This is a genomic window from Asaia sp. BMEF1 (genome assembly GCF_051628905.1).
Taxonomy (GTDB): Bacteria; Pseudomonadota; Alphaproteobacteria; order Acetobacterales; family Acetobacteraceae; genus Asaia.
The window spans coordinates 1220906-1245500 of the sequence record NZ_CP157575.1 but is presented as its reverse complement, the minus strand read 5'-3'; the positions used below and the strand labels follow the sequence as shown (position 1 = coordinate 1245500).

The window sequence follows — 24595 nt, the reverse complement described above, 5'->3', positions numbered from 1 at the left end:
CCGCTTTCGCCCCAGTCGGATTTCTTAAAGCCGGACATGAAAGGCAAACGGCGTTGCTAAATAAGCAGGGCGCCGCGGACGCACCATCCACCGCAGACGCCTCTCTTAAGGAGAGACAGGATGAACGCAGAACTCGCCAATCCCTCACTGGCCGCACAGGAAGCATCCGCTCAAAAGCGCCTCCGTTATCGCATGATCGCCATGGTCGTGGGTGTGCTCATGTTCCATGTCTGCCTGGCCTGGGCCGTTGCAGGCACATCGGTCGACATGCAGGACCATTTCCACACGAATTACTGGGCATTGGGTGGCACGCTCTTCTGGGCCATGTATGCCGTCTATAATATGAGCGTTTCCTGAGAAGCGGGGGCGCTACCCGAGCCGTAGTATTGAGGGGTAAAGGCGCCATATCTTTTGGCGCCTTTCTCATTGATTCCCCGCTCAAGCCTCAGGCTGGGGTCGGTCAGTTCTGTCTGACCAGAATGTCGATAGGCACTCGCTTGTCGAGATAGGCAAGCGAGAAATTGCCGCTTTCATGCGTCACCCCGTCATGAAGCAGGCTCTTCCACCCGCCCTGCGTAACGATGGCGGTGGCCTCCCACCCGCTATCGGTGGTCGTCAGATCATTATTGGGCGAGAGCGCCATGGTCAGACGCGGCACAATAACGAGACACGCCTCTGCAGGGCTTTCACGCTCGAAGGCTACAATATGCTCGGCAAGCGGCCCCGTGATGGTCAGGGGCAGATAGCGCCCGCTTTCGAAGAGGTCGGACTTTCTCAGGCGCAAGCCGAGTGTCGTCTCAATAAGGGCCTGCTTGGCACGCCCGGTTTTCCAGTTGCGGCAGCTTTCGACGAAGTTCGTGCCTTTTTCCAGATCCTGCGCCAGCTTCGTATAATCGATGGGCCGGCGGTTATCAGGGTCAACAAGGCTGAAATCCCATCCTTCTCGCCCTTGATAGAGATCCGGTACGCCGGGGCTGGTCATACGCAGGAGTGTTTGCGCCAGACTGTTGAGAGCGGCGCTGTTTTCAAGCCGGTTAATGTAAGTGGTGATATCCGTATGGAAATCGCCGGCCACGCAGTTCTTTGCAAATGCCAGGCAGGCCCGCTCATAGGCTTCATCGGGATTACTCCACCCCGTTCGCTCGCCTGCTTCGCGCAGTGCTTTCGTGAGGTAGGCCTCGAGACGCTCCGGGTAGTCCGCCATCTCACTTTTCTCAAGCGGCCAGGAGGAAATAAGCGTCTGGAAAATAAAATACGCATCCGCCGGGACTGGCGATGACCCATGAGAGGTTTTTTCGAGCAAAGACAGTGTCTGGGTCAGCCAGTGACGGGCTGTATGCGGCCACTCTGCCTCCGGCTCGCTCAAGACCATCAGCCTTGCGCGGCCATCCTCTCCTCGCTTGTGGTCATGGGTTGCTGTGGTCAGCAGCGCCTGAGGATGTGTGGCGAGACGCTCCTTGTTCAGGCTGTGGAACTGTCGAACCGGGGCGGCAAACCTGTCAGGGCTGCATCCGACATCGTTGCGTGAAAGCAGACGGGCATAGCGGTAAAAGGCGGTGTCTTCACCAGCCTTGGCGGTAAGTGGTGCCGTCAAATGCTCAAAACGCTCAAGGATGTCCTGACGTTCTGCGGTGTCGATACGCGCATCGGCAAGATACTGGCATAACCGGTCGAGAACATCGTGCTGATAAACGGGCAGCATGTGCTGCGCGGCGAGACGCGCCCGATCGATTGCCCTGAAATCGGCACCGGAATCGCCCCCATCGGCAAAATAGCTGCGATAGACCGGGAACGCTGTCAGCAATGCCCGCATGGCGGCACCCAGAGCATGGGCCGTCAGATCGCACTCCTGCGGAAATTCTTTTGCCAGCAACGTCACCAGCGTCTCGAATTCACCGGCGAAAGAAGTGTCCAGCTTTTCGTGGCGGGCGACTTGCTCGACATCTTCGAAATCGGCTGGACCAAAGAGCGACCAGAGTTCGGTGATCGGCGCTTCGCCGTCGGGATGGTGGAGAAGAAGATCGACCTGTTCGAGAAAATCATAGCCGGTCGTACCTGTAACGGGCCATTCGAGCGGCAGTATTTCGCCTCGCTGCAGAATTTTTTCGATGAAGAAAGGCGCCTGTTCCTGCAAAGGCTCGGGGCGTTCGCGGCGCAGCGCGTCGAGCCGTGCGCGCAGGCGCGAGCAATATTCCGCCGGGCGTGCAAGACCATCCACATGGTCGACGCGCAGACCGTCGATCAGCCCCTCGCGATAAAGGTCGAAGACCAAGCGATGCGCGTCGTCGAACACGTTACGTCGGTCCATACGCAGCGCGACGAGGGAGGTCACATCGAAAAAGCGGCGCCAGTTGATAAGATCGCCCGCCACGCGCCACCAGGCAAGACGATAATGCTGGGCTTCGAGCAAGCTGCGCAGGCGTGCCCGACCCGACTTGGTGTGGTGGTCGAGCAAGGCTGCGATCCGACCCTTGAGGTCTGCCCCTGACGCAGTATCGAGAAAAGAAGCATCGATCGGCTGGGCATTGTCGTGCCCCGCCTCTTCGAGGAGCGATTTTGTGCTTTCAGGCGAGAGCGGGAAACGCTGTTCGCCATAACACAGCATGGCATGAGTGCTCGCTGCGTCAAAGCCAGGCGTGAGTTCACCGGACTGGATGACGTCTCCCAAAGGCGCGCCGAGGAAAGGGAGAAGTACCTTGTGATGCAGGCTCTTATCGGACGGTCGCCAGTCGATGTCGAAATGCTGCGCATAGGCGCTATCCTCGCCGAGCCGCAGAACATCCATCCACCAGCCATTATCGGGGCCAACCCCCATATGGTTGGGCACGATATCGAGGATCAGTCCCATGCCTTCCTGACGCAATCTGGCCACCAGACGGCGCAGCCCGTCTATCCCGCCACGTTCGGGGTCGATGCGATGGCAATCGATCGTGTCATAGCCATGCATTGAGCCGGGTGTGGAGGCCAGAAGCGGCGAAGCATAAAGATGGCTTATTCCCAGTTTTCTGAAATAGGGGATAAGGGAAATTGCCTGATCGAAGGTGAATTCGCGATGGAATTGAAGTCGAAGCGTAGCCGTGAAGGGAAGGGGTTTCATTTACGTTACTCCAGACCGGCGACGAGACTGCCAGGCGGTAGTTCTTCTACTGCCCGTCTGGTGGCGGAGCTATAGAGCAGCTTGCCCGGTTCACTGATTCTGCATGTTTCGTGATCGGAGAGATTGAGAGCGATGGTCAGAATGGCACCATTATCGAGCTTCCATCGTGCCAGAACGGATTTATCGCCAATGACGGTCGCATTGAGGCTGTGCGCCTGAGCCAGATAGGGGGCAAGCCAGCGTTGACGTAGCGCCAGCAGGCTGCGTGTCCGGTCCAGCCAGATGCGGCCTTCTGGCGTGCTGCGTTCTTTACGATCGGGGCGTGACCTGTCGAAAGTCGAGAGCGCGTTGGGGTCGGGGATCGTCTTGCGTTTTTCCGGGTCCTGAAACGCCGAGAATTTTGCAAATTCCTTGCGTCTTCCCTCGCGAACGGCATCGGCGAGTTCATCATGGAAATCGCAGAAGAACAGGAAGGGCGATCGACATCCCCATTCTTCTCCCATGAAGAGCATCGGCACCATCGGGCTGAGAAGCAACAGCGCATAGGCGGCGTGGAGCGCCTCGGGTGAGGCGAGCGCGATCAGACGCTCACCCAGAGCGCGATTGCCCGTCTGGTCGTGGTTTTGCAGGAAAAGAATGAATTTAGAAGCAGGCAAGTCGCCGCTCGGCATGCCGCGCTTCTTGCCGGAATAGGGATTGATTTCGCCCTGATAGGCGAAACCTTCGTGAAGTACGCGCGCCAATATGCGTGTCGGATGCTCGGCGAACATCTCGTAATAGCCCTCAGTCTCCCCCGTGAGCATGACATGAAGCACGTTATGCCCGTCATCATTCCACTGGGCAGTGAAGCCGTCGCGAAGCAGCCCGGCATCGTTATTCTCGTTTTCGAGAATGAGATGCACATGACGCCCTTTTTCGACGTGCTCATTGACGCGTTGGCGCAGCTTGCCGAACCAGGCATGGTCGGTGATGGCCGAGGCCGCGTCTATGCGTACCCCGTCGAAGCGGAATTCCATCAGCCAGTAGAGTACATTATCGATGAAGAAATCGGCCACTTGCGGCTTGGCAAAAGCAATGCCCGTGCCCCAGGTGGAATTATTCTCATGGTCGAAAAAGGCTTCGGCGTATTCGTGAAGGAAATTACCGTCAGGGCCGAAATGGTTGTAGACTACGTCGAGAATGACCATCAGCCCTTTCTGATGTGCGGTATCAATCAGGCGCTTGAGGTCTGCAGGCTCGCCATAGGCATTGGCAGGAGCGTAGGGCAGTACCCCATCATAGCCCCAGTTTCTCGTGCCGCCGAAGCTGTTGATCGGCATGATTTCGATTGCGGTAATCCCGAGCGTTTTAAGTTCGTCCAGCCGGTCACGCACGCCTTCGAAGCCACCGAGCAACCCGGCATGAAGTTCGTAGATGACAGCTTCGCACCAGGGGCGCCCCTTCCATTGCGGGGTCTGCCAGACATGGTCTTCAGGGTCGGGGACGACACTTGGGCCGTGAACGCCGTCGGGCTGGCTTTTGCTGGCGGGGTCTGGGACCGCCAGATCGTCGCGCACGCGATAGCGGTAGCGCGCCCCTGACGGACATTGCGTCACAAGAGTGAAAACGCCTTGATCGTCGCGCAGCATCGCGCGTGGCGTCTCATTTTCGAGTTCAAGAGAGACGGCCTGACACGAGGGCGCCCAGAGCGCGAAACGCGTCGTTCCGTCACTCTGAGGATTGGCACCGAACCGGGTCTGGTAGAGAGGATGTTGCTGCATCGGTGCCTCATTGAGGAAGAAAACTCAGCCGCGTTTCGGGGTGAGATAGAGCACGGCCAGGGGAGGAAGCGTCAGGACGAGAGAATGTTCCATTCCGTGAGCATAGTCCTGCACGGCTCGGATAGGGTTTTCATGGTCGATCCCTGACCCGCCGAACTCCACGCGGTCTGTATTGAGGCGCTCTTCCCATTCTCCGCCAAACGGCACACCGACGCGATAATCGTGATGCACCACTGGCGTCATGTTGCACACGACGAGAACGGGAGGCACATCGGGCGCCTGACGCAGCCAGGCAAAAACGGTATTCTCCGTGTCGTCGGCAATAATCCAGCGAAAACCGTCAGGATCGAAATCACGGGCCGAAAGCGCGGGCTCGTGCTTGTAGAGTGCATTGAGCGTGCGCACTGTCTCGTACATGCCGCGCCCGAGCGTATCATGCATTCTATGCCAGGCCAGTTCGCGGTCATTATGCCATTCTTCCCACTGGGCGAATTCCCCCCCCATGAAAAGCAGCTTCTTACCAGGATAGGCCCACATCAGCGCGTAATAAGCGCGTAGATTGGCGTGACGGCGCCAGTCGTCCCCCGGCATGCGTGAGAGGAGCGACCCTTTGCCATGGACGACCTCGTCATGCGACAGGGGCAGCACGAAATGCTCGGAATAGGCATAGACCATTCCGAATGTGATGTCCGAACCGTGATGGCGCCGCCAGAGCGGGTCGTGCTGCATATAACGCAGCGTGTCGTGCATCCAGCCCATATTCCATTTGAAACGGAAGCCCAGTCCCCCTGTTTCGGCAGGAGCGGTCACACCGGGCCAAGCGGTCGATTCCTCGGCGATGAGAGCCGCATCACGGCAGTAATCCCTGACGATGCCCGATAGCTCGCGCATGAAGCTGACCGCCTCGAGATTTTCACGCCCACCATAGATATTGGGGCACCATTCGCCATCCTTGCGGCTGTAGTCGCGGTAGAGCATCGAAGCGACGGCATCCACACGAAGCCCATCGAGATGGAAATTGCGCAGCCAGTAGAGAGCGCTGCCCGTAAGAAAATTGCGTATTTCGGTACGGCCGAAATTATAGATCAGGGTGTGCCAGTCCTGATGATAGCCCTCTTTGGGATCTGAATGCTCGTAGAGATGCGTGCCGTCAAAGAGAGCCAGCCCATGGGCGTCGGCCGGGAAATGGGCGGGCACCCAGTCCATGATCACGCCGATATTGGCCTGGTGACAGCGATCGACAAAATGGGCGAATTCGGCGGGTGTGCCGTGCCGTGAGGTGGGCGCATACATGCTGAGCGGCTGATAGCCCCACGACCCCGAGAAAGGGTATTCGGTGATCGGCATCAGCTCGATATGGGTGAAACCCAGCTCGTTGATGTAAGGGATCAACTGATCGCCCAGATCGTTCCAGCTGATATAGCCGGTCGGACTGTTGCGACGCTGCCATGACGGTACATGCAGCTCGTAAATCGAGATCGGTGCGCCCAGCGCCTGTCTCTCGGCGCGTTTTTCCATCCACTCCCGGTCGTGCCAGTCATGTTCCAAGGGCGGGGCAACGATGGAGGCTGTTGCCGGCGGAAGCTCGGCGTAGCGGGCATAGGGATCGGCCTTGGCGGGCAGGATCACACCACCTTGTGCCATGATCTCGAATTTATAGCGTTCCCCCGAGCCGATGCCGGGTACGAACAACTCCCAGATACCGGCGCTGTGGCGCAGGCGCATCGGATGGCGACGCCCGTCCCATATATTGAAGTCGCCTATCACCGAAACACGATGGGCATTCGGGGCCCATACGGTGAACCTGACGCCCGAAACCCCGTCGATGTCGCAGATATGCGCGCCCATGATCCGGTCGATATCGCGGTGATTTCCCTCTGCGAAAAGATAGAGGTCCAGATCGCCGATCAGCGTGCCGAAGCTGTACGGGTCATGTGTTTCCTGCCAGCCATCGGCCCAGAGAATACGTAGGCTGTAGCGTGTCGAACTGGCACTTATCGAGGCGGCGTAAATGCCGCGCTCGTCGATGCGATCCATCTTCTTTTCGAGAGGGGGCTTGTTCCTGCGCTCTGCGACAAGGCGCACTTCGACCGCATCGGGATAAAAGACGCGAACAATATTGCTTCGCCCTTCTCGATGACGCCCAAGATAGGCGAAGGGGTCATGAATACGCCCTTCGACGATTTCGTCGATCAGGACTTTCTCCTGAGGCTTGAGAGGTTTGGGTGGCAGTTCAGCCAGATCAGTATCGGTCATGGAAGGCAGCGTCTCGCCACAGGAGAAAGAGATCGTGTCAGGATGTCGTGCCGAAGCGGGGCAGGTCTGTCCTACCCAGTCCCGGATTGCGTGGGCGGCTCTGGGGCATTCTTGCTGTGCGGGTGAAAGAGGCGTTCGGTGAGAGAGGCATGCCCATATCGCTGAGCCTCGGGGCGATGTCGTTCTCACCTATTGCTCGCACGGGAGCGCGCCCCGCCATTTCGAGCAGGAGGCGCGCATAATGCGCGGCCTTGCCATGCCAGGACACATCATGCAGCGAGCCATTACGCTGCAACCGCGCCCAGACGGATTTCTGGGTAAAGAGCTTCTTGCCATGCCTGATGGCGCGATAGAGCGCATCGGCCTGGGTCGGGGCGAAGAGAATTCCGTTGGCAACGCCCTCCTCGATGGCAGCCGCATTGGCATCGACAATCGTATCCGTCAGACCGCCTACCCGTGCCGCGATAGGAACGGATCCGTAACGAAGGGCATGGAGCTGCGTCAGACCGCAGGGTTCGAAGCGCGACGGAATGAGCGAGGCATCGACAGCAGAATGTAGACGATGACCCAGCACCTCGTCATAGCGTAGATGGCAGACGAGGTTGCGTGGATAGGCGAGCTGCAAGGCGCGGAAAGACTGCATGATGTCGGCATCGCCCACGCCAACCACGGCCAGCTGGATATTGGTCTTGAAAAGGCGAGGTGCGATCTCGGCCAGTACGTCCACGCCCTTCTGGCGCGTCAGGCGGCTGACAATGCCCAGCAGCATGGCATTGGGGTCCTGAGGCAGGCCGAACTCAGCCTGAAAAACCCTCTTATTGGCGCGTCGTCCTGCGATGTCGCCAATCGCATAGGGAAAAATGACAGCCGGATCTGTCAGTGAATTCCAGTCATGAAGATCGATCCCGTTAAGGATGCCTGTGAGTTCGGCTGAGCGGGCGCTCAGCAGACCTTCGAGCCCCATACCGTTTTCGGCGGTCTGAATCTCTTCCGCATAGGTCGGTGAGACCGTTATGAGGCGATCGGCGATTTGGAGCCCCGCCTTGAGATAACCTACCTTGCCATAGAACTCGACGCCATCGAAGGTGAAAGCGTGTTCGGGCAAACCGATACGGGGCAACAGCTCGCGCGGGAACAGGCCCTGAAACGCCATGTTGTGAATGACATGGGCGACGGGCGGGGCGGGGCGCTCGTCATAACGGAGATAGGCAGCTACGAGACCGGCCTGCCAGTCATGGGTCATGACCACATCAGGGCGCCATTGAGCAAGGCAACCCTGTGCTATGCAGGCCGCCACCCGCGAAAGCACGGCAAAGCGCATATCGTTATCGGCCCAGTCACGGCCATCCGGGCCAAGATAGGGGCCGCCAGAACGATCATAAAGTTCGGGAACATCGACCACATAAAGATGGTGACCGTGTGCCATACCCTCCCACAAGGTCGCGCGAAAACCCAGCATGTCGAGAAACACGTAGGCCTCGTGCTTGTGAGTGAGGGCGCTCATCACCTTGGGATAGCCGGGCAGGATCGTGCGCGTGCGCACGCCATGGTGCCGCAGTGCGGTTGGAAGGGAGCCTGCGACATCGCCCAATCCGCCAGTCTTCACGAACGGAAACATTTCCGCCGTGACAGAAAGAAGCTGCAGATCGGTTGGAAGCGCAACGATCTGGTCTGTCGGCATGGCGGGCCTCATTTTTTCAGGGGGCCGCAAGAATTCACGGCTCTTTAAGTATGCTAATACTTGTGAAACGCCGGGCACTGAAAATCGTTATGACCTCGCGTTTATGTTATCGGCTCTTTCCCTGCACCGAGCGTTAGGCGTCTCGCTACCCCAGTCCGAAATGCGAAAAACTGGGATACCGGGTCAGGATGGAAAGAAACCTATGAGCGATTCTTTTGGAAAACGCCTGAAAGAGGGAAGTCCTGCGGAGCGAGGCGCGGTCTATGATGGCAAGGGCGTCAACTTCGCGGTTTTCTCTGCCAATGCCGAGGCGGTCGAGATTTGTTTGTTCGATCAGAACGGCGAGAAAGAGACCGATAGGATCAGGCTCCCGGAATACACGGATCAGGTGTTCCATGGCTGGGTTCCCGATCTGCGCCCCGGCCAGCTTTACGGTTATCGGGTGCACGGCCCGTACGAACCGAAGGAGGGGCATCGCTTCAACCCCAACAAGCTTCTGCTTGATCCGTATGCCCGCGAGCATTTTGGCGAAATAACCTGGAATCCGGCCCTTTTCGGCTATCAGCTCGGTCACGCAGACAAGGATCTGAGCTTTGACGAGCGAGACAGCGCCGCCTTCATACCCAAATGCGTCATCACCGACCCTGCGGCGCAGAACCTCCGTCCCCTGAAGACCCGTTGGACGGATACAGTAGTCTATGAGACTCATGTCAGGGGCTATACGCTCAACCATCCGCGTGTGCCTCGCCGGCTTCGCGGCACCTATGCAGGGCTCGGTAATCGTCACGTCATCGAGCATCTAAAGTCGCTCGGCATCACCACCATCGAGCTGCTGCCGATCCAGAGCTTCGTCGCGGACGAATATCTCGTGGATAAGGGCCTCACGAATTACTGGGGGTATAACACGATCGGCTTTTTCTCGCCCGATACGCGTTATGCAGCCGATCAGGATGACGCCCTCTCGGAGGTTCGTCGCATGGTAGCTGCCTATCATGAAGCGGGCATCGAAGTGATTATGGACGTGGTCTATAATCATACGGCCGAGGGCAACGAGCTTGGCCCGACCTTGTCTTTCAAGGGGCTCGATAATGCCTCCTATTACCGGCTCATGCCGGATGACAAACGATTCTACATTAACGACACCGGGACAGGTAATACGTTTAACCTGACCAAGCAGGCGCCAATACAATTTGTGACGGATAGTCTTCGTTACTGGGCAAATGAAATTGGCGTCGATGGCTTCCGATTCGATCTTGGGACGATTCTGGCCCGGGAACTCGACGGTTTCGATAGTGAATCTGGTTTCCTGAGGGTTTGCCGCCAGGATCCGACCCTTACCCATCTGAAAATGATCGCAGAACCATGGGATATCGGCCCGGGCGGCTACCAGGTGGGGCATTTTCCCCCGGGCTGGGCGGAGTGGAACGACAAGTTCCGCGATACGGTGCGCGATTTCTGGCGCGGCGAGGCCAAGGCGGATGTGCTTGCGCCCCGACTGTTGGGTAGCCCGGACATGTTCAACCATTCCGGCCGTCAGGCTTGGGCAAGCGTGAACTTCATCACGGCTCATGACGGTTTCACCCTGCTCGATTGCGTCTCCTATAACGAGAAGCATAACGAGGCGAATGGTGAGGACAATAACGACGGCACCTCGGATAACCGTTCTAACAATTATGGTGTCGAGGGGCCGACGGATGACGAGACGATCAATGAGATCCGTTGGCGTCAGTGCCGCAACATGTTGGCCACGCTGATTTTTTCCCAAGGCACACCTATGATTCTGGCGGGCGACGAGTTCGGTCGCACGCAGGGGGGCAATAACAATGCCTACTGCCAGAACAACGAAATATCTTGGGTTAACTGGAGCATCAGTGAAGAGGGGGCGCGGCTCTCCAAATTCACGACGCGCCTGCTGGCATTGCGCAGACGCTTCCCCATCCTGCGTCGTTCACGTTTCCTGACTGAGGCATACAACCCGGATCTCGATGTCAAGGAACTGAGCTGGGTGAGCGCTTCGGGCGGAGAAATGGAACAGGAAGAATGGTCCCAGGCCCAGTGCTTCGGACTCATGCTCGATGGTCGCGCCCAGCCGAGCGGTATCATGCGTCGCGGGGCCGATGCGACGTTGCTGCTTATCCTCAATAGCTGGCACGATGTGGTCCAGTTCACCTTGCCCAAGGCGGAAGGCGAAGAATGGAAGCTCCTGCTTGACACCAATCGTCCCGACGACGGCGAAGCGCTCGAAAACGAGCATTTCGCGCAGGAGCAGGTCTATACCGTAACAGGCCGGTCGGTGCTGCTGTTTGAACTGATTACCAAGCCAGAAACAGATTGAGACGGGAAGGACGGGGGTGTGGCGCCTCCGGTCCTGAGGCCTCAGACCGGCATATCCCGGTTATTGGCGATGGCCTCCATCGAAAGATAGGAGGTCACCGTATCAAGTTCGATCTTGCTGATCAGGCTCTGATAGATGCCGTCAAAGGCGTTCATATCTTTTGCCACGATCTTGAGCATATAGTCGTAATCGCCAGCGAGGCGGTGAAAATCGACGATATGAGGAATTGAGAGTACGGCTTCACGAAACTGGCCGAGCCACTCGCGTGAATGAAAGCGCGTACGCACCATAACGAACACCGTGACCCCCAGACCGATCGCTTCCTGGGAGAGGCGTATGGTTTCTCCCTGAATGACCCCTTCAGCACGCAGTAAATTGAGGCGGCGCCAGCAGGCGTTTTGCGACAGCCCCACCTTGTCGGCCAGCTCACGCTGTGAGAGCGAGGCATCGCTCTGAAGCGTACGTAGAATCGCCTTATCGATTTGATCCATAAAAATCCCGAAAGAAGATCATATGATAGAAATTTATCTCATTTCGTGAGGAAATAGGAGAGGTTTCCTCAAGGCTACCGCAGTAAAATTTTCGCATCACTAGCCGGAGCCGCCCTCATGTTCGATCCCGAGACCTGTCTTGCCGATTTCGCCCGCTCTCTGGGTACGCCCGAGGGGCTCGAGGCTCTCCGCAAGGGTGTGATCGGCGAAGGCGTGCCGGTACCGGGACCGTTCGGTGACCACCCATTGCTCTATGCCGATTACGTTGCGTCGGGGCGTGCGCTCCAGCAGGTAGAGAGCTTTATGCTCACCCAGGTTCTACCCTATTACGCCAACAGCCACACCCAGGCGTCTTATTGCGGGCGCATGATGACCCGTCTGCGGGCTTCCGCCCGCGCTCATATCGCCCGGCTGTGTCAGGCGCCGTCCGGATATAGCGTGGTCTTTACCGGTTCGGGCGCGACGTCTGGCATCAATCGTCTGGTGAGCCTTATGGGGATAGGCGCAGCCATTGCCGCGGGTGAGACACCGCTCGTGCTGATCGGGCCTTACGAGCATCACTCCAATATCCTGCCCTGGCGCGAGAGCGGTGCCGAGATCGTCGAGATTGAAGAAGGCCCGCATGGTGGCCCCGATCTCGAGAGCCTTGCAGCAGTGCTTGCAGCGGTGAAGCCAGGGCGTCTCGTCATCGGGGCATTCTCGGCCGCCTCGAATGTGACGGGTATATTGACCGATGTCGACGCGGTAACACGTCTGCTTAACGCCCACGGCGCCCGGTCAGTGTGGGATTATGCTGGGGGTGCCCCTTATCTCGCCATCGACATGAAGGCCGGAACCGACCTTCAGAAAGACGCGGTCGTCATTTCGCCCCATAAGTTCGTCGGTGGTCCGGGGGCTTCCGGCGTGATGATCGTGCGCGATGCGGCGGTCGCCATCACGCGCCCCAGCCTGCCGGGAGGCGGCACGGTGCGTTTCGTTTCGCCATGGGGGCATGATTACTCCGCCTGCATCAGCGATCGTGAAGAGGCGGGTACGCCCAATGTGGTTGGCGATATCCGGGCGGCTCTTGCTTTTCTGGTGAAAGAGGCCATCGGGCAGGATTTCATGGATGCCCGTCACGCCATGCTGCGCGAGCGCGCCCTCGATGCCTGGCGCGATGTCGCCGAGATCGAGTTGATCGGTACCGCGAAACAGGCGCCGGCACTGCCGATTTTCTCCATGCGCATTCGTGACCGCCAGCGTGGGGGCTATGTGCACCAGCAGCTCTTTACGCGGCTTTTATCCGATTGCTACGGCATTCAGGCGCGTGGCGGTTGCGCCTGTGCCGGGCCTTACGCGCATCGTCTGCTATCGATCGATGCTCCTGCCTCGGCTTTGCTGCGTCAGGCCATTCTGTCAGGGCAGGAAATCGAAAAGCCAGGTTGGACACGCCTGAATTTCAGCGTGCTGATGAGCGATGAAAAGGTTGATCGCATTATCGATGCCGTGGCAACGCTTGCCCGCCAGCCTTACCCGATGGCCGATTTCTATCGTTGCGACGAGCAGACGGCGCGTTTCGAGGCGCTCTCGGCCTGATGGCGCTCAGGCGTCTTCTTCCGTCTCGTTCTGCGCGATCTGGAAGGCGCCCGCATTGAGTTTCGACGCGGCCAGATGGCCGAGCGAGACGGCACCGAGGCAGAGCAGGGCGGAGAGCGTGATATTAAGCAGCGCCCGCCCCCAGGCATCGGCCCGCAGCAGATCGAGGGTCTGCAAGCTGAAAGATGAGAAGGTCGTATAGCCGCCGCAAATGCCGACCATCACGAACAGGCGCATGTTTTCCGATACCGGGAAGCGCCCATGCGCCAGGGTCAGCGTGCCGAAAAAACCAATGATGAAAGACCCCACCGTATTGATGGCGAGGATCGTACCCCAAGGCATGGCGCGGCTGTAAGGAGCCGTTGCCAGTGTCACCAGATAGCGCCCCAGCGTGCCAAAGGCACCGCCAAGCATGACAAAGAGGCAGGTCGTGAAAGACATCGACTCAGGATACTCCGCTCAGAAACAACAGGCTTGCGGCCTTATCACAGAGCTGTCTCACGCGGCATGACTTTCTTGAGCCGATAGAAGCTGAGGGTCTCGATGGTCGCTCCGGTGCCGGTTGCTTCCAACTTGAGAAAGCTCAGCGGGTTGGCGGGGAAGAGCAGCGCCGTGCCGACAGAGAGCCCGCCATTGGCAAACACTTCGAGCGTGCAGGCATCGAGCACGATCCTGACATCGAAATGACGGTCATCGGGGTTGAGAGCGGTCGAGAACTGCCCTGTGAAGAAAGGCTGCTTGAAGCCGTTAAGGTCGGCTCTGTCGATCCAGAGTTGACCGCTGAAGGCATCGAAGCCGATCGTCAGATTCTCCCCCAGATCATTGCCGAAGACGATGACGAAGCGCCCGGTGCGCCCCTTGTCGCCCAGAGGCAGATCGGGCGTCATCTGGTCGACGGTGACGCTCAGCGTCAGTTCCAGCGCCGCGCCGAGCGGTAGCGGCACCGACGCGCTCGCCCCGGCAGCCAGCTTCTGGCAGGTGAAGGGGACAGGCGCCTCACGAAGCGTTTCGAGCCCTCTCGGCGCCTGTGCCAGACGCAGCCAGCCGGCGGAATCGTGACGCAGTGTCATGAGCCGCGGCAGTGTCATGCAGCCGCGCCAGCTCTGGGTCGGCAATTCCTGACAATATTGCCAGTTGCCCAGCCAGGCGATCGACACGGCTTCCCCGGCCGGCATGTTCTCATAGCATTGCAAGGCATAGGCATCTTTGGCGAAATCGGTCAGACCGATCACTGTATCGTCCGGCGTGAAACGGCTGCCGTCAAAACTGCCGACGAAATACTGGGTGATACTGCCGCCGGTCGGGCCGCCCGGATTGACCGAAATGAAAAGCACCCAGCGCGACCCGCCGCCTTCGATGGGAATTTCGATCAGATTGGGGCATTCGTAATCGACACCGAACAGCCCTGACGGACCGAAATCGCTCGTATGGGTCCAGTGTTGCAGGTCAATCGAGGCATAAAACGCGATCTGATGCAGGCGCGCCTTCGCTACAACCATTACCCACTGACCTGTAGGCTTGTGAAAGATCACCTTGGGATCGCGAAAGGAATTGCTGCCGATATCCAGCACCGGATTATGCGCGATATCCTTGAAGCTCTTGCCTTGATCGTCGCTGATGGCCAGAAATTGCGTCTGTTTCCTAGGCGTCGCTCGCGTGTAGAGCGCCACAAGTCCGCCTTTTCCCGCAGGGAAGAGGCCGGACGTATTTTGCGTATCGAGCACCGCGCAGCCCGTAAACGCCTCACCCTCCGGCGTCTCGCTGAGCGCTATCGGTTGATCCTCCCAGCTCAGAAGATCGGGGCTCGTCGCATGGCCCCAGTGCACGCGCCCGGCATAGGGGGCGAAAGGGTCGTATTGATAATAGAGATGATAAACCGCTCCGTCATGAATGAGACCGTTCGGATCGTTCATGAAGCCATGTTCAGGCGTGTAGTGAATCGTGGGGCGATAAAGTGCGTCGGCCTGTGTTCGAATAACCGGATGCGAGGTCGCTCCGGGCTGGTCGGCGGGTGAGGGGTGAGAGGCGTTGGGCTCTGCCTTGCGCTCACCTTCAGGCGCGCGGGGCGGTGCCTGAGGGCCAGGTTCTGCCGCCTGCGCAATGGAGAGCCCGACGACGCCGCCGCCTGTCGCGAGCAGTGAGGCAAGCGCCGTGCGTCGGCTGAGACCGGGGGCAATAGGGCGCTTGGTCATGCAGATATTCCTCATTTCTCTTCACGAGGGCGCAGCATAGGCTCGACATTGCGACAGCGCCAAATCGGGCTCAGCTCCGTATTGGCGGCCCCATGCCTGCCTGTTGGGTCGATGAGCGACCAGCGGAGGCGTCGGGTAAAGACTCTTGCATTCATAATTTGTCACATTTAACGTAATCGTAACGATATGGCATCGTTCTCATATCGCAACCTAAAGTGAGCGGAGGTCGGTTCGACATGCGTCATGAAGGCAAGGGGCGAAAAAGCCCGAACGCAAGACAACTCCTGATTTGCGCTTCGACACTCTACGGTGTCGCGCAGCTTGCCCTGCCGCAAACTGCGAAGGCCTCGGCGAGACCGGTTGCAAAACCTCATGCGCTTTTGGCCGCCAAGGGGAAGAATGCGAACGATGACGCCGCGCCCCAAAGGGCGGGAAAGGGCGCGCGCCGGCACCCCGTCTCTCAGGCGCCCGCAACGCGTCGTGCCTCCAGGCGCGAGGTCGAGGCGCGAGCCGGCGAGTCCATGGTGATTTCTGCCCATCGCATTGCCTCTCACGGTGCTACGGAGATGGTCACACGCCAGACGATGGACCATTTCACGGCGGGTACGAGCCCCATGCAGATACTCGCGCTGACGACGCCGGGCGCCAATTTTGCTTCTGACGATGCGTTCGGCCTCGATACGGTCGCCAACACGCTCTATATTCGTGGCTTCAATCAGTCGCAGCTTGGCGTTTCCATGGATGGTATTCCGATGGGGACGCAGGGCTTTCATAACTGGAACGGCCTTGGCGTCGATCAGATGGCGATTCAGGAAAACATTGCCGGCATGACGCTCACACAAGGCGCAGGCGCGGTCGAAATGCCCTCTGCCCAGACATTGGGGGGTGCCATCACCTTCACCACGGAGGATCCGCAGGACAAGGCGGGAGGGCGGGTTAGCCAGACTTTTGGCAGTTTCGACCTGTTTCGTACTTTCGCGCGCGCCGATAGCGGTGTCCTGAATCCGACGGGTACGAAATTCTATGCGTCCTACGCGCGCACGGCGCAGGATCTTTGGAAAGGCTTTGGTGACCAGCAGGAGCATCAGGCCAATTTCAAGCTGGTGCAGCCCGTTGGTAACCATGGAAAAATCACGGCGATCTTCGATTATTCGAATTTCGATCAGTATAATTTCATGAGCCTGACCAAAAACATGTGGCGCCTTCTGGGGCGGAACACGACCTATCTGAAGCCGGATTACGAGAAGGCCAAGCAATACGCCTATTACGCCCAGAATGGCGGTATTCCGCCCGGTTTACCTGCCGGGATCACCAATGACGAGGTGGGCGACTTTGCTTATGACGGCACCCAGGAGCAGCGTAACTATCTCTCGGCAGTTCGGGGCGATTTCGATCTGGCCTCCAACATCACCTCGCATACGCTCGCTTACGGTCATATTTCCAATGGTGTTTATCAGGGCACGAACCCATTTCTGATCTCGCCGAGTTCAGGCGTGCTGATGGCCGATCAGGCGGGGCATCCCGATGTGCGTCGGCTCGGTTTGACGCAGAGTTTCGACATCAAGCTACGCAACAATACCATCCAGACCGGTCTATGGTATGAGAACGACCGCTTCAATTACCCCATGCGTTTCTATGAAGACGGGCAGGATGCGGCGCATAATTCCAAAAGCGACTATTATGCCTATCAGGCGACGACCTGGTATGCAGATTCATTCAATACCAATACTTTCCAGTTTTATATTCAGGATGTCTGGCACCTTACTAAAGGCATGACCCTCACGGGTGGGTTCAGGTCGCTCACCCAGACAACCCATGGCGGCACGAGTTTCGATCAGACGGCAGCGCTGGCCGATAGCTGGGGCACCTATTACAGCCACCCGGCCTCAGGCAGCCTGACCGCATCGAATGCGTTTTTGCCGCATTTCAACTGGGACTGGCATTTCGGCAATCACCATGAACTTTATTGGGATATCGCCGAAAACATGCGCGCCTATGATTTTGGGGCCCAGTCCGGGTCGGGCAATCCCTGGGGCGGGCTTGGCTCGTCTGCCAATCCGGCGCAATCGGTCTTCGATGCCAGCAAAAAGACACTCAGACCCGAACGCACCTGGAATTACGTGGTCGGCTATCGCTTCAATTCCGAGTTTTTCTCTGGCAGCGCCGATTTCTATCACACGGATTATATCAACCGTCTGGCCGCCATCACCAGTGGCCCGACCAATAATGTCTATGCTGCCTTTCTCAATGTCGGCCATGAGACGATGAACGGGGCCGACGTGCTGGGCACGATCCGTCCGGTCAAAGGGCTGGAAATCACGAACAGCTTCAGCTGGAACAACGCGACTTACGAGGATTCAGCCCTGCCCTATAACGGAACGACGATCAGCATCAAGGGCAAGCATCAGGTCTATTATCCGAAGTTCATGTATAAGGCGAATTTGACCTATACATGGCGTAGTGCCAGCTTCAACTTCAATACGACCTATACCAGCCGTCGCGCCATGACCTACACTAACGATGAATACATCCCGGCCTATTGGACGTCCAACATTAACGCGAGCTACGATTTCGGCAAGGTCCTGTTCGCACGCGGCATGAAGCTGTCAGTTGGTGTCACCAATCTGTTCAATAGCGATTATATCGGTGGCGTCTACGGCGCAGCTTCGGTCTCCGGAGACGACAATGCCAATCTGTTCGTGGCGGCGCCGCGGGAGTTTTTCGGCACGATTGCCGCGCAGTTCTGACGCTTTCAGGCGAGGACGTTTCCTCCGTCTGACAGTTTGGCCCTTCGTTCACGCAGTGGTGTTCCCATGCTGCAAAAGATCATCGGTTTTTGTTAAGAACCGATCTATTTAATGAGATATGGTCGTTATATCTAACATGAGGCGCCGTGGGAAAGCATATCCCACGGCTCTCCTGAGAGGAAAACGACACGATGGCACAGGCCCTGGTTCTGGAGGAGCGCGGTGTTCTGTCACTGCGGGAAATCGCGCTTGATGAGGCACTTGGCCCCGATGATGTGCGTATCGCCATCCACACGGTCGGTATCTGTGGCAGCGATGTGCATTATTACACCCATGGCGCCATAGGTCCCTTCGTTGTGCTTGAGCCTATGGTTCTGGGTCATGAGGCCTCGGGCACGATCACCGCAATCGGCTCGGCTGTCACGGGTTTCAGCATTGGCGATCGTGTCTGCATGGAGCCGGGTATCCCTGACCCGCACTCGCGCGCTGCGCGCTTGGGTCAGTATAACATCGATCCTGCCGTGCGCTTTTGGGCGACGCCGCCAGTGCATGGCTGTCTTACCCCTTCGGTCGTTCATCCGGCGGCTTACACGTTCAAGCTGCCCGATCAGGTGAGTTTTGCCGAAGGGGCGATGGTTGAGCCTCTCGCTGTCGGGGTTCATGCCTGTGTCAAGGCTCGTTTGCAGCCGGGCGATGTCTGCCTCGTTACCGGGGCAGGGCCGATCGGCATCATGACGGCGCTTGCCGCTCTGGCCTCCGGGGCGAGCCGTGTTTTCATCAGCGATTACTCCGCGCCCAAACTCGCCATAGCCGGCGCTTATGCCAATATCGTGCCGATCGATCTCGCTCAAACCCGGCCCGCCGAAATTATCGGCGCGCATTGTGGTCCTGGCTGGGGCGTGGATGTCACGTTCGAGGCGAGCGGCTTCGAAAGCGCCTATCAGGACGCGCTCGACTGCACCCGTCCCGGTGGGCGCCTGGTTCTGGTCGGTATGCCGCCGAAAAAGGTCGCCTTCGATATCGTGGCGGCACAGGCGAAGGAACTGACCATTGAGACCATCTTCCGCTACGCTCATGTCTACGACCGTGCCATCGCGCTGATCGCATCCAGCAGTATAGATCTCAAGCCGCTTATTTCGGCCAGTTTCCCCTTTCATGACGGTGTGGCGGCGTTCGAGAGAGCAGCCGAGGCGCGCCCTGAAGATGTAAAACTCCAGATTACTTTTTAGAGCCTTGTGGGAAGGGACAGCTCTCATGGCGACCCGTGAGCATCGGCACGCGAGGCGGCTTGGGGGACGGACGCCCGCCATTCTGGAGCTGTTTCCTGAACAGAAGGCGGAGAGCTTTCGCTGGCATCGCCATGATTACCCTGCCCCGATAGCTTGCTGGAATTACCACCCCGAATATGAACTGCACCTGATTACGCAGGGCACGGGGCGGGTCATGATCGGCGATCACATCGGCCCGTTTGCGGCGCGGCAGCTTGTTCTCGTCGGGCCGGATCTGCCCCATGCCTGGTTCAGCCCTCTCGGTGACGGCGAAATTATTACAGGTCGCGACGTCGTGCTGCAATTCAGTCAGGGGTGGATCGAGGGACTGATCGGGCTTTGTCCGGAGTTGACGGGGCTGACGCAGCTTCTCGAAGAGTCCCGTCACGGTCTCGAATTTTCAGGCGAGCAGGCGCTGCATTGTGGCGCCATGCTGGAAGATCTGGGGGAGAAAACAGGTGGCGCGCGCCTGGCCGGGGCGATCGCCCTCATGGCTGACCTCACCAGATGCTTATGGCGCCGCCTCGCCACACGGCGCGATCTCGAAACGCCGGAATCGACGACCGGCGGGCGTATCGCACGGCTCGTGCGTCATCTGCTTGCGACAGATCCGGCCGAGATTCGTCACGAAACGATCGCGGCATCGCTCGGCATGACCGCATCGAGCTTTTCGCGTCAGTTTCGCGCTCTCACTGGCGAGAGTTTCATGAGCTTTCTGCAAAGGCTGCGCATCAGTCACGCCTGCCATTTGCTGACGACCACGCCTATGGCGGTGACGGATATCTGTCGCGCATCGGGCTTTGGCAATCTTTCCAATTTCAACCGCACGTTTCTCAGCCTGCGCGGTTGCACGCCGCGCCAGTTTCGTCAGCAGGCCCGGCTCATCGCCATGGTTGAAACGCGCCGTGTTCTTGATCCTTCAGGAGGTTTGGCTCTCTCATGACCCGTCTTTCCGAACGCTTTTCCCTTTCCGGCAAGATCGCCGTCGTCACAGGCGCCTCGCGCGGTCTTGGCGTGACCCTTTGCGATGTCCTGAGCGAGGCAGGGGCGGACATCGTGGCTGTTGCACGAGATGAGGCCCTGCTGGCGGAGACGCAGGCGATCGTCTCGAAAAATGCGCGTCGCTGTCTTCCCATTGCTGCCGATCTGCTCGATGCAGGGGCCGCCGACAGGGTGCGCGCGCGTATCGAAGCCGAATTCGGCACCGCGACCATTCTCGTCAATAATGCGGGGATGAGCATTCCCAAAACCCTGATCGATCAGAGCGTCGAGGAATGGGATTCCATACTCGCCCTGAACCTGCGCGCGCCCTGGCTGATGGCTCGTGCTCTGGCGCCGGGCATGATCGAGCATGGGGGTGGCAAGATCATCAATATCAGTTCGATGGCCAGTTCTGTCGCCCTGACGGAGCATGGCCCCTATGTTGCCTCCAAAGCGGGGTTGAACGGGCTCACCAAGGTCATGACGGCGGAATGGGGGCCGCATAATATTCAGTCTAACGCCGTCTGCCCTACTGTCGTCTGGACGCCTATGGGCGAACGCGTCTGGGGCGTGGGTGACAAGCTGGCCCGTTTTCTGGAGAAAATACCCTCGGGCCGCGTTGCGACACCCGAAGAGGTTGCCGATCTCGTGCTCTATCTCGCCTCTCCAGCTTCGGGGATGGTGAACGGGCAGGAAATCTTTGTCGATGGCGGCTACACCGCGCTTTAGGACTAAAGCTTGCGTGCGGTCACAGAGGCATCATCACCCGCGTAAGGCGCCAGATCGCTGAGGACGCCAGCCCTGACGGGCTCGGCGATCAGGGCCTTTCGTGGGTGCAGAGCTGGCCCAATCAGGATTTTTTCGAGGGCAGGAAGCTCGCAAGCATTTCCTTTGCCGAGCCCCGGATCACGTCGAGGAGTTCAGGCTCGTTGCGCAGAGAGGAAAGGAAAGCCTTGGCCTGTTGCAGCGTGATATGCGGCGGCAAGGGCGGTACATCGGGGTCGGTGCGTGCTTCAAGAATAACCGGACGATCGGCGTTGAGAGCCTCTTTCCACGCAGCGCCTATCTGATCGGGGTGATCGACCAGAATGCCCTTCAGATCGAGGAGTTCTGCATATTTGTGATAGGGGAAATCGGGGATCGACTGGGTGGCTGTGGTCTTGCCCTCGCCGAGTTGCACGCGTTCCTCCCACGTCACCTGATTCAGATCCTGGTTGTTCAGGACCAGGACGATCAGCTTCGGATTCTCCCATTGCTTCCAGTATTTTGAGATGGTGATCATCACATTGAGCCCGTTCATCTGCATGGCGCCATCGCCCATACAGGCGATGACGGTGCGCTCGGGAAAGGCCATTTTGGCGGCTACGGCGTAGGGGGTGCCCGCGCCCAGCGAGGCTAGCCCACCCGAGAGCGAGGCCTTCATACCGCGACGGATCTTCAGGTCGCGGGCAAACCAGTTGGCGACCGAGCCTGAATCGGCGGTGATGATCGCGTTATCCGGCAGGCGAGGCGATAGCTCCCAGAACACGCGCTGCGGATTGACCGGGTTGGCGTCGGTCATGGCGCGGGCCTCGAGCACCTTCCACCAGGTTGCGACTTCCTTCTCTATTTTTTCGCGCCAGCTACGGTCTTCCTTGCGCTTGAGCAGAGGCAGGAGTGCGCGCAATGTGGCTGCACTGTCGCCCTGAAGGCAAAGCTCCATGGGATAACGCAGCGACAGATTGGCGGTGTTGATATCGATCTGTACACCTCGCGCCTGACCGGGATCGGGCAGGAACTCGCTATAGGGATAGGCCGATCCGACCATTAGGAAGGTGTCGCATTCCTTCATCAGATCCCATGACGGCTTGGTGCCGAGCAGCCCCAGCGACCCGGTAACATAAGGCAATTCGTCAGGTACGGCGGCCTTGCCCAGCAGGGCCTTGGCGATGCCCGCGCCGAGCAGATCGGCAACGGCGATCAGCTCATCCGTGGCATCGAGTGCGCCTGCTCCGGCGAGAATGGCGATTTTCTTTCCCGAATTGAGAATATCGGCAGCGGCCTGAAGCCCACGCATCTCCGGCACCGGGCTGATGATGGTCTCGCCGATGCCGGTGTGGGTGTAGCCATGAGCGATGGGGCCGTCTTTATAGGGCAATTCCTGCAGATCGTTCGGCACGATAACGATGGTTGGCGCCCGCTTGTCTCTGGCAATGCGCACGGCGCGATCTATGGCATGGCGCATCTGCGATGGCTCGGTGACGGTCACGATATATTCTGACCCCACATCCTTGCAGAGCGATTGCAGGTCGACTTCCTGCTGGTAATTCGATCCGAGGCAACTGCGCGCCTGCTGCCCCATGATGGCGACCACGCCCATATGGTCGAGCTTGGCGTCGTAGAGCCCGTTCAGCAGATGAATGGCGCCGGGGCCTGAGGTCGCAAAGCACAGTCCGACCTGCCCCGTGAATTTCGCATGGGCTGATGCCATGAAAGCTGCCATTTCCTCGTGGCGGACCTGCACATACTCCATGCGCCCGGTATCGATTTCGCGTTGCAGCGCCACGTCGATGCCGCCCGCTCCGTCGCCTGGATATCCATAGGCCCGTTTCAGCCCCCATTCCTGAAGGCGTTTCCACATGAATTCACTGACATTCATGGACATGGCATCGATGCTCCGACGAGTGGCTGTGTGTCTCAGCAACGTCGCGTCAAGCGCGTCTGTTCAGTCGGTATCCCGGTAAAATTATCTTATGTTCATGAATCGGAATGATTACGTCATGATTTCATGAGGTTTTTCATGGGGTGGCTGGGCAGTTCCCGTGGCCGGGAGTTTATCACATTAACGTGAATAGAGACTGTGCAGGAGATTTCCCCGTCTGACTCGTTCTGTCTCCGTTGGCATCTTGCCTGCATTTTTCACCCCTGGAGTTTCTCGATGTCCATGACGGCAAAGCGGCGCTTGCACGATATCTACCAGCTCAGCGATTTCGAAAAAGCTGTGAAGCGCTATCTGCCGAAAGCGGTCTATGAATATGTGCGCAACGGCGCAGGGGCCGAACTCAGCTTGCGGCGCAACAGGGCGATCTTCCAGCGCTATCTCTGGCGCCCGTACCGTCTGCGTGACGTGTCGTCTGTGAATACGAAAATAACCCTTTTCGGCGAGGAATATGCCCAGCCTTTCGGTCTGGCTCCGACCGGGGGCGCGGCCATGACGCGCTATGACGCCGATCGCATCGAGGCAGCCGCAGCGCGCCGGCATAATCTGTTTTATGCGCTCTCGGCCAACTCCCTCACCCCGCTCGAAGAGATCATTCGCATCAACCCGCGCGCCTGGTTTGCGGCTTATCTGCCGAGCGACCTTTCTGTCATCGATGGCATGATCGACCGTGTGCAAAAGGCGGGCTATCCCGTGCTGCTGATCACCTGCGATGTGCCGGTACCCGCCCAGCGTATCGCCGAGACGCGCGCAGGCTATTCTATGCCCATACGCCCCAATTTGCGCGCAACGATTGGAGGCATTCTCAACCCCGGCTGGACATTCGGCACGCTGGGGCGAACCATCCTGCGCGACCGCAACCCGAAAATCGCGAATATCAGGCCGCAAGGCGGGCCGGGTCTGTTTTCGAACGAGATCGCGGCAGTCGGCGGCTCGCCGCATTTCACCTGGGATCATATCCGCCACATCCGCAAGCGCTGGAAAGGCAAGCTGATCCTCAAGGGCATCTTGCGCCCTGAAGATGCCAAGGAGGCAGCGAAGATCGGTGTCGACGGTATCGGTATCTCCGACCACGGCGCCCGTCTGCTCGATTCAACCGTGTCTCCTCTCGAAGTGCTGCCCGAGATCAGGAAAGCGGCCAAGGACATGAGTGTTGTGATCGATAGCGGCTTTCGGTGTGGCAGCGACGTTCTCAAGGCCATGGCGCTCGGCGCAGACGCCGTCATGCTCGGTCGGCCTTTTCTGCAAGCCTGTGCGCTGGCTGGCGGGGCAGGGCTCGACAAGGCCGTTTCCATCCTCGGCACCGAGGTCAATCGCGACCTGGCCTTGCTCGGGGTGACCGATCTGGCATCGCTCGACGCGTCTCTGCTCAAGGATCTGGGGGCCGTACCTTTCGTCGAGCCCGCGCTCGAAAATACCTGACAGGGCTCAAGCTGACTGAAGAGAAGGGATATTGTCTTCCGCCTCTCGGAAGCCAGAAAGGCTTGTGTCATGATCGGGTAAACAATGCCCAT

At 58.6% G+C, this 24595-nt stretch carries 16 protein-coding genes; 8 read left to right on the top strand and 8 right to left on the bottom strand.

Going from position 1 to position 24595, the window contains the following annotated elements; genetic code table 11:
- The first annotated feature begins 120 nt into the window (after window positions 1–120).
- Complete coding sequence (locus tag ABHV46_RS05335; RefSeq protein WP_336944701.1) at window positions 121–357, top strand: hypothetical protein; 237 nt, start codon at window positions 121–123, stop codon at window positions 355–357.
- 103 nt (window positions 358–460) lie between these two features.
- On the opposite strand, the gene treY is transcribed toward ABHV46_RS05335, so the two are convergent.
- From treY to glgA, 4 genes are read right to left on the bottom strand one after another with little or no spacing between them, the layout of a single operon-like run.
- Window positions 461–3097: a malto-oligosyltrehalose synthase gene (gene treY / locus ABHV46_RS05330; RefSeq protein ID WP_438383373.1), complete on the bottom strand. Its 2637-nt coding sequence runs from the start codon at window positions 3095–3097 to the stop codon at window positions 461–463.
- Window positions 3098–3102: 5 nt separating this feature from the next.
- On the bottom strand, window positions 3103–4857 hold the full coding sequence (gene treZ / locus ABHV46_RS05325; protein ID WP_438383371.1) for a malto-oligosyltrehalose trehalohydrolase: 1755 nt from the start codon (window positions 4855–4857) through the stop codon (window positions 3103–3105).
- Window positions 4858–4881: 24 nt separating this feature from the next.
- On the bottom strand, window positions 4882–7113 hold the full coding sequence (gene glgB / locus ABHV46_RS05320; RefSeq protein ID WP_438383370.1) for a 1,4-alpha-glucan branching protein GlgB: 2232 nt from the start codon (window positions 7111–7113) through the stop codon (window positions 4882–4884).
- 37 nt (window positions 7114–7150) lie between these two features.
- Window positions 7151–8794: a glycogen synthase GlgA gene (gene glgA, locus ABHV46_RS05315; RefSeq protein WP_336944705.1), complete on the bottom strand. Its 1644-nt coding sequence runs from the start codon at window positions 8792–8794 to the stop codon at window positions 7151–7153.
- Between the two features lie 202 nt (window positions 8795–8996).
- Here glgA and glgX point away from each other — a divergent pair, with 202 nt between their 5' ends.
- On the top strand, window positions 8997–11129 hold the full coding sequence (gene glgX / locus ABHV46_RS05310; RefSeq protein ID WP_438383368.1) for a glycogen debranching protein GlgX: 2133 nt from the start codon (window positions 8997–8999) through the stop codon (window positions 11127–11129).
- A 41-nt stretch (window positions 11130–11170) separates the two neighbouring features.
- On the opposite strand, the gene ABHV46_RS05305 is transcribed toward glgX, so the two are convergent.
- Window positions 11171–11620 carry an Lrp/AsnC family transcriptional regulator gene (locus ABHV46_RS05305; RefSeq protein WP_438383365.1) on the bottom strand — a complete coding sequence of 150 codons (450 nt, stop codon included), beginning with the start codon at window positions 11618–11620 and terminating at the stop codon, window positions 11171–11173.
- Window positions 11621–11737: 117 nt separating this feature from the next.
- On the opposite strand from ABHV46_RS05305, the gene ABHV46_RS05300 reads away from it, so the two are divergent.
- Window positions 11738–13195 (top strand): aminotransferase class V-fold PLP-dependent enzyme, encoded by a 1458-nt coding sequence (locus ABHV46_RS05300; protein WP_438383362.1) that lies wholly within the window; start codon window positions 11738–11740, stop codon window positions 13193–13195.
- Between the two features lie 6 nt (window positions 13196–13201).
- Here ABHV46_RS05300 and crcB read toward each other — a convergent pair whose 3' ends face one another.
- Together crcB and ABHV46_RS05290 are read right to left on the bottom strand one after the other, a co-directional pair.
- The gene (gene crcB / locus ABHV46_RS05295) at window positions 13202–13636 is read right to left on the bottom strand and encodes a fluoride efflux transporter CrcB (RefSeq protein WP_438383360.1); all 435 of its coding nucleotides are present in this window, start codon (window positions 13634–13636) and stop codon (window positions 13202–13204) included.
- Window positions 13637–13680: 44 nt separating this feature from the next.
- Complete coding sequence (locus ABHV46_RS05290; RefSeq protein WP_438383358.1) at window positions 13681–15387, bottom strand: glycoside hydrolase family 32 protein; 1707 nt, start codon at window positions 15385–15387, stop codon at window positions 13681–13683.
- Window positions 15388–15908: 521 nt separating this feature from the next.
- On the opposite strand from ABHV46_RS05290, the gene ABHV46_RS05285 reads away from it, so the two are divergent.
- The 4 genes from ABHV46_RS05285 (at window position 15909) to ABHV46_RS05270 (ending at window position 21112) form a co-directional block, all read left to right on the top strand.
- Complete coding sequence (locus ABHV46_RS05285) at window positions 15909–18134, top strand: TonB-dependent receptor domain-containing protein (protein ID WP_438384269.1); 2226 nt, start codon at window positions 15909–15911, stop codon at window positions 18132–18134.
- Between the two features lie 191 nt (window positions 18135–18325).
- On the top strand, window positions 18326–19363 hold the full coding sequence (locus tag ABHV46_RS05280) for an NAD(P)-dependent alcohol dehydrogenase (protein WP_438383356.1): 1038 nt from the start codon (window positions 18326–18328) through the stop codon (window positions 19361–19363).
- Between the two features lie 25 nt (window positions 19364–19388).
- On the top strand, window positions 19389–20345 hold the full coding sequence (locus tag ABHV46_RS05275) for an AraC family transcriptional regulator (protein ID WP_438383354.1): 957 nt from the start codon (window positions 19389–19391) through the stop codon (window positions 20343–20345).
- Window positions 20342–21112 (top strand): SDR family NAD(P)-dependent oxidoreductase, encoded by a 771-nt coding sequence (locus ABHV46_RS05270; RefSeq protein ID WP_438383351.1) that lies wholly within the window; start codon window positions 20342–20344, stop codon window positions 21110–21112. Before ABHV46_RS05275 ends, ABHV46_RS05270 begins: the two co-directional genes overlap by 4 nt.
- A 121-nt stretch (window positions 21113–21233) precedes the next feature.
- Here the strand turns inward: ABHV46_RS05270 and ABHV46_RS05265 are convergent, their stop codons facing one another.
- The gene (locus ABHV46_RS05265) at window positions 21234–23021 is read right to left on the bottom strand and encodes a thiamine pyrophosphate-requiring protein (RefSeq protein WP_438384268.1); all 1788 of its coding nucleotides are present in this window, start codon (window positions 23019–23021) and stop codon (window positions 21234–21236) included.
- Between the two features lie 279 nt (window positions 23022–23300).
- Here ABHV46_RS05265 and ABHV46_RS05260 point away from each other — a divergent pair, with 279 nt between their 5' ends.
- Complete coding sequence (locus ABHV46_RS05260) at window positions 23301–24503, top strand: alpha-hydroxy acid oxidase (protein ID WP_438383348.1); 1203 nt, start codon at window positions 23301–23303, stop codon at window positions 24501–24503.
- Window positions 24504–24595: the final 92 nt, after the last annotated feature.

Coding starts and splice junctions, on each gene's coding strand:
- ABHV46_RS05265 (WP_438384268.1), bottom strand. CDS start 23,021: ATGAATGTCAGTGAATTCATGTGGAAACGCCTTCAGGAATGGGGGCTG.
- glgX (WP_438383368.1), top strand. CDS start 8,997: ATGAGCGATTCTTTTGGAAAACGCCTGAAAGAGGGAAGTCCTGCGGAG.
- treZ (WP_438383371.1), bottom strand. CDS start 4,857: ATGCAGCAACATCCTCTCTACCAGACCCGGTTCGGTGCCAATCCTCAG.
- glgA (WP_336944705.1), bottom strand. CDS start 8,794: ATGCCGACAGACCAGATCGTTGCGCTTCCAACCGATCTGCAGCTTCTT.
- ABHV46_RS05275 (WP_438383354.1), top strand. CDS start 19,389: ATGGCGACCCGTGAGCATCGGCACGCGAGGCGGCTTGGGGGACGGACG.
- treY (WP_438383373.1), bottom strand. CDS start 3,097: ATGAAACCCCTTCCCTTCACGGCTACGCTTCGACTTCAATTCCATCGC.
- ABHV46_RS05280 (WP_438383356.1), top strand. CDS start 18,326: ATGGCACAGGCCCTGGTTCTGGAGGAGCGCGGTGTTCTGTCACTGCGG.
- ABHV46_RS05305 (WP_438383365.1), bottom strand. CDS start 11,620: ATGGATCAAATCGATAAGGCGATTCTACGTACGCTTCAGAGCGATGCC.
- ABHV46_RS05260 (WP_438383348.1), top strand. CDS start 23,301: ATGTCCATGACGGCAAAGCGGCGCTTGCACGATATCTACCAGCTCAGC.
- glgB (WP_438383370.1), bottom strand. CDS start 7,113: ATGACCGATACTGATCTGGCTGAACTGCCACCCAAACCTCTCAAGCCT.
- ABHV46_RS05290 (WP_438383358.1), bottom strand. CDS start 15,387: ATGACCAAGCGCCCTATTGCCCCCGGTCTCAGCCGACGCACGGCGCTT.
- ABHV46_RS05270 (WP_438383351.1), top strand. CDS start 20,342: ATGACCCGTCTTTCCGAACGCTTTTCCCTTTCCGGCAAGATCGCCGTC.
- crcB (WP_438383360.1), bottom strand. CDS start 13,636: ATGTCTTTCACGACCTGCCTCTTTGTCATGCTTGGCGGTGCCTTTGGC.
- ABHV46_RS05285 (WP_438384269.1), top strand. CDS start 15,909: ATGGTGATTTCTGCCCATCGCATTGCCTCTCACGGTGCTACGGAGATG.
- ABHV46_RS05300 (WP_438383362.1), top strand. CDS start 11,738: ATGTTCGATCCCGAGACCTGTCTTGCCGATTTCGCCCGCTCTCTGGGT.
- ABHV46_RS05335 (WP_336944701.1), top strand. CDS start 121: ATGAACGCAGAACTCGCCAATCCCTCACTGGCCGCACAGGAAGCATCC.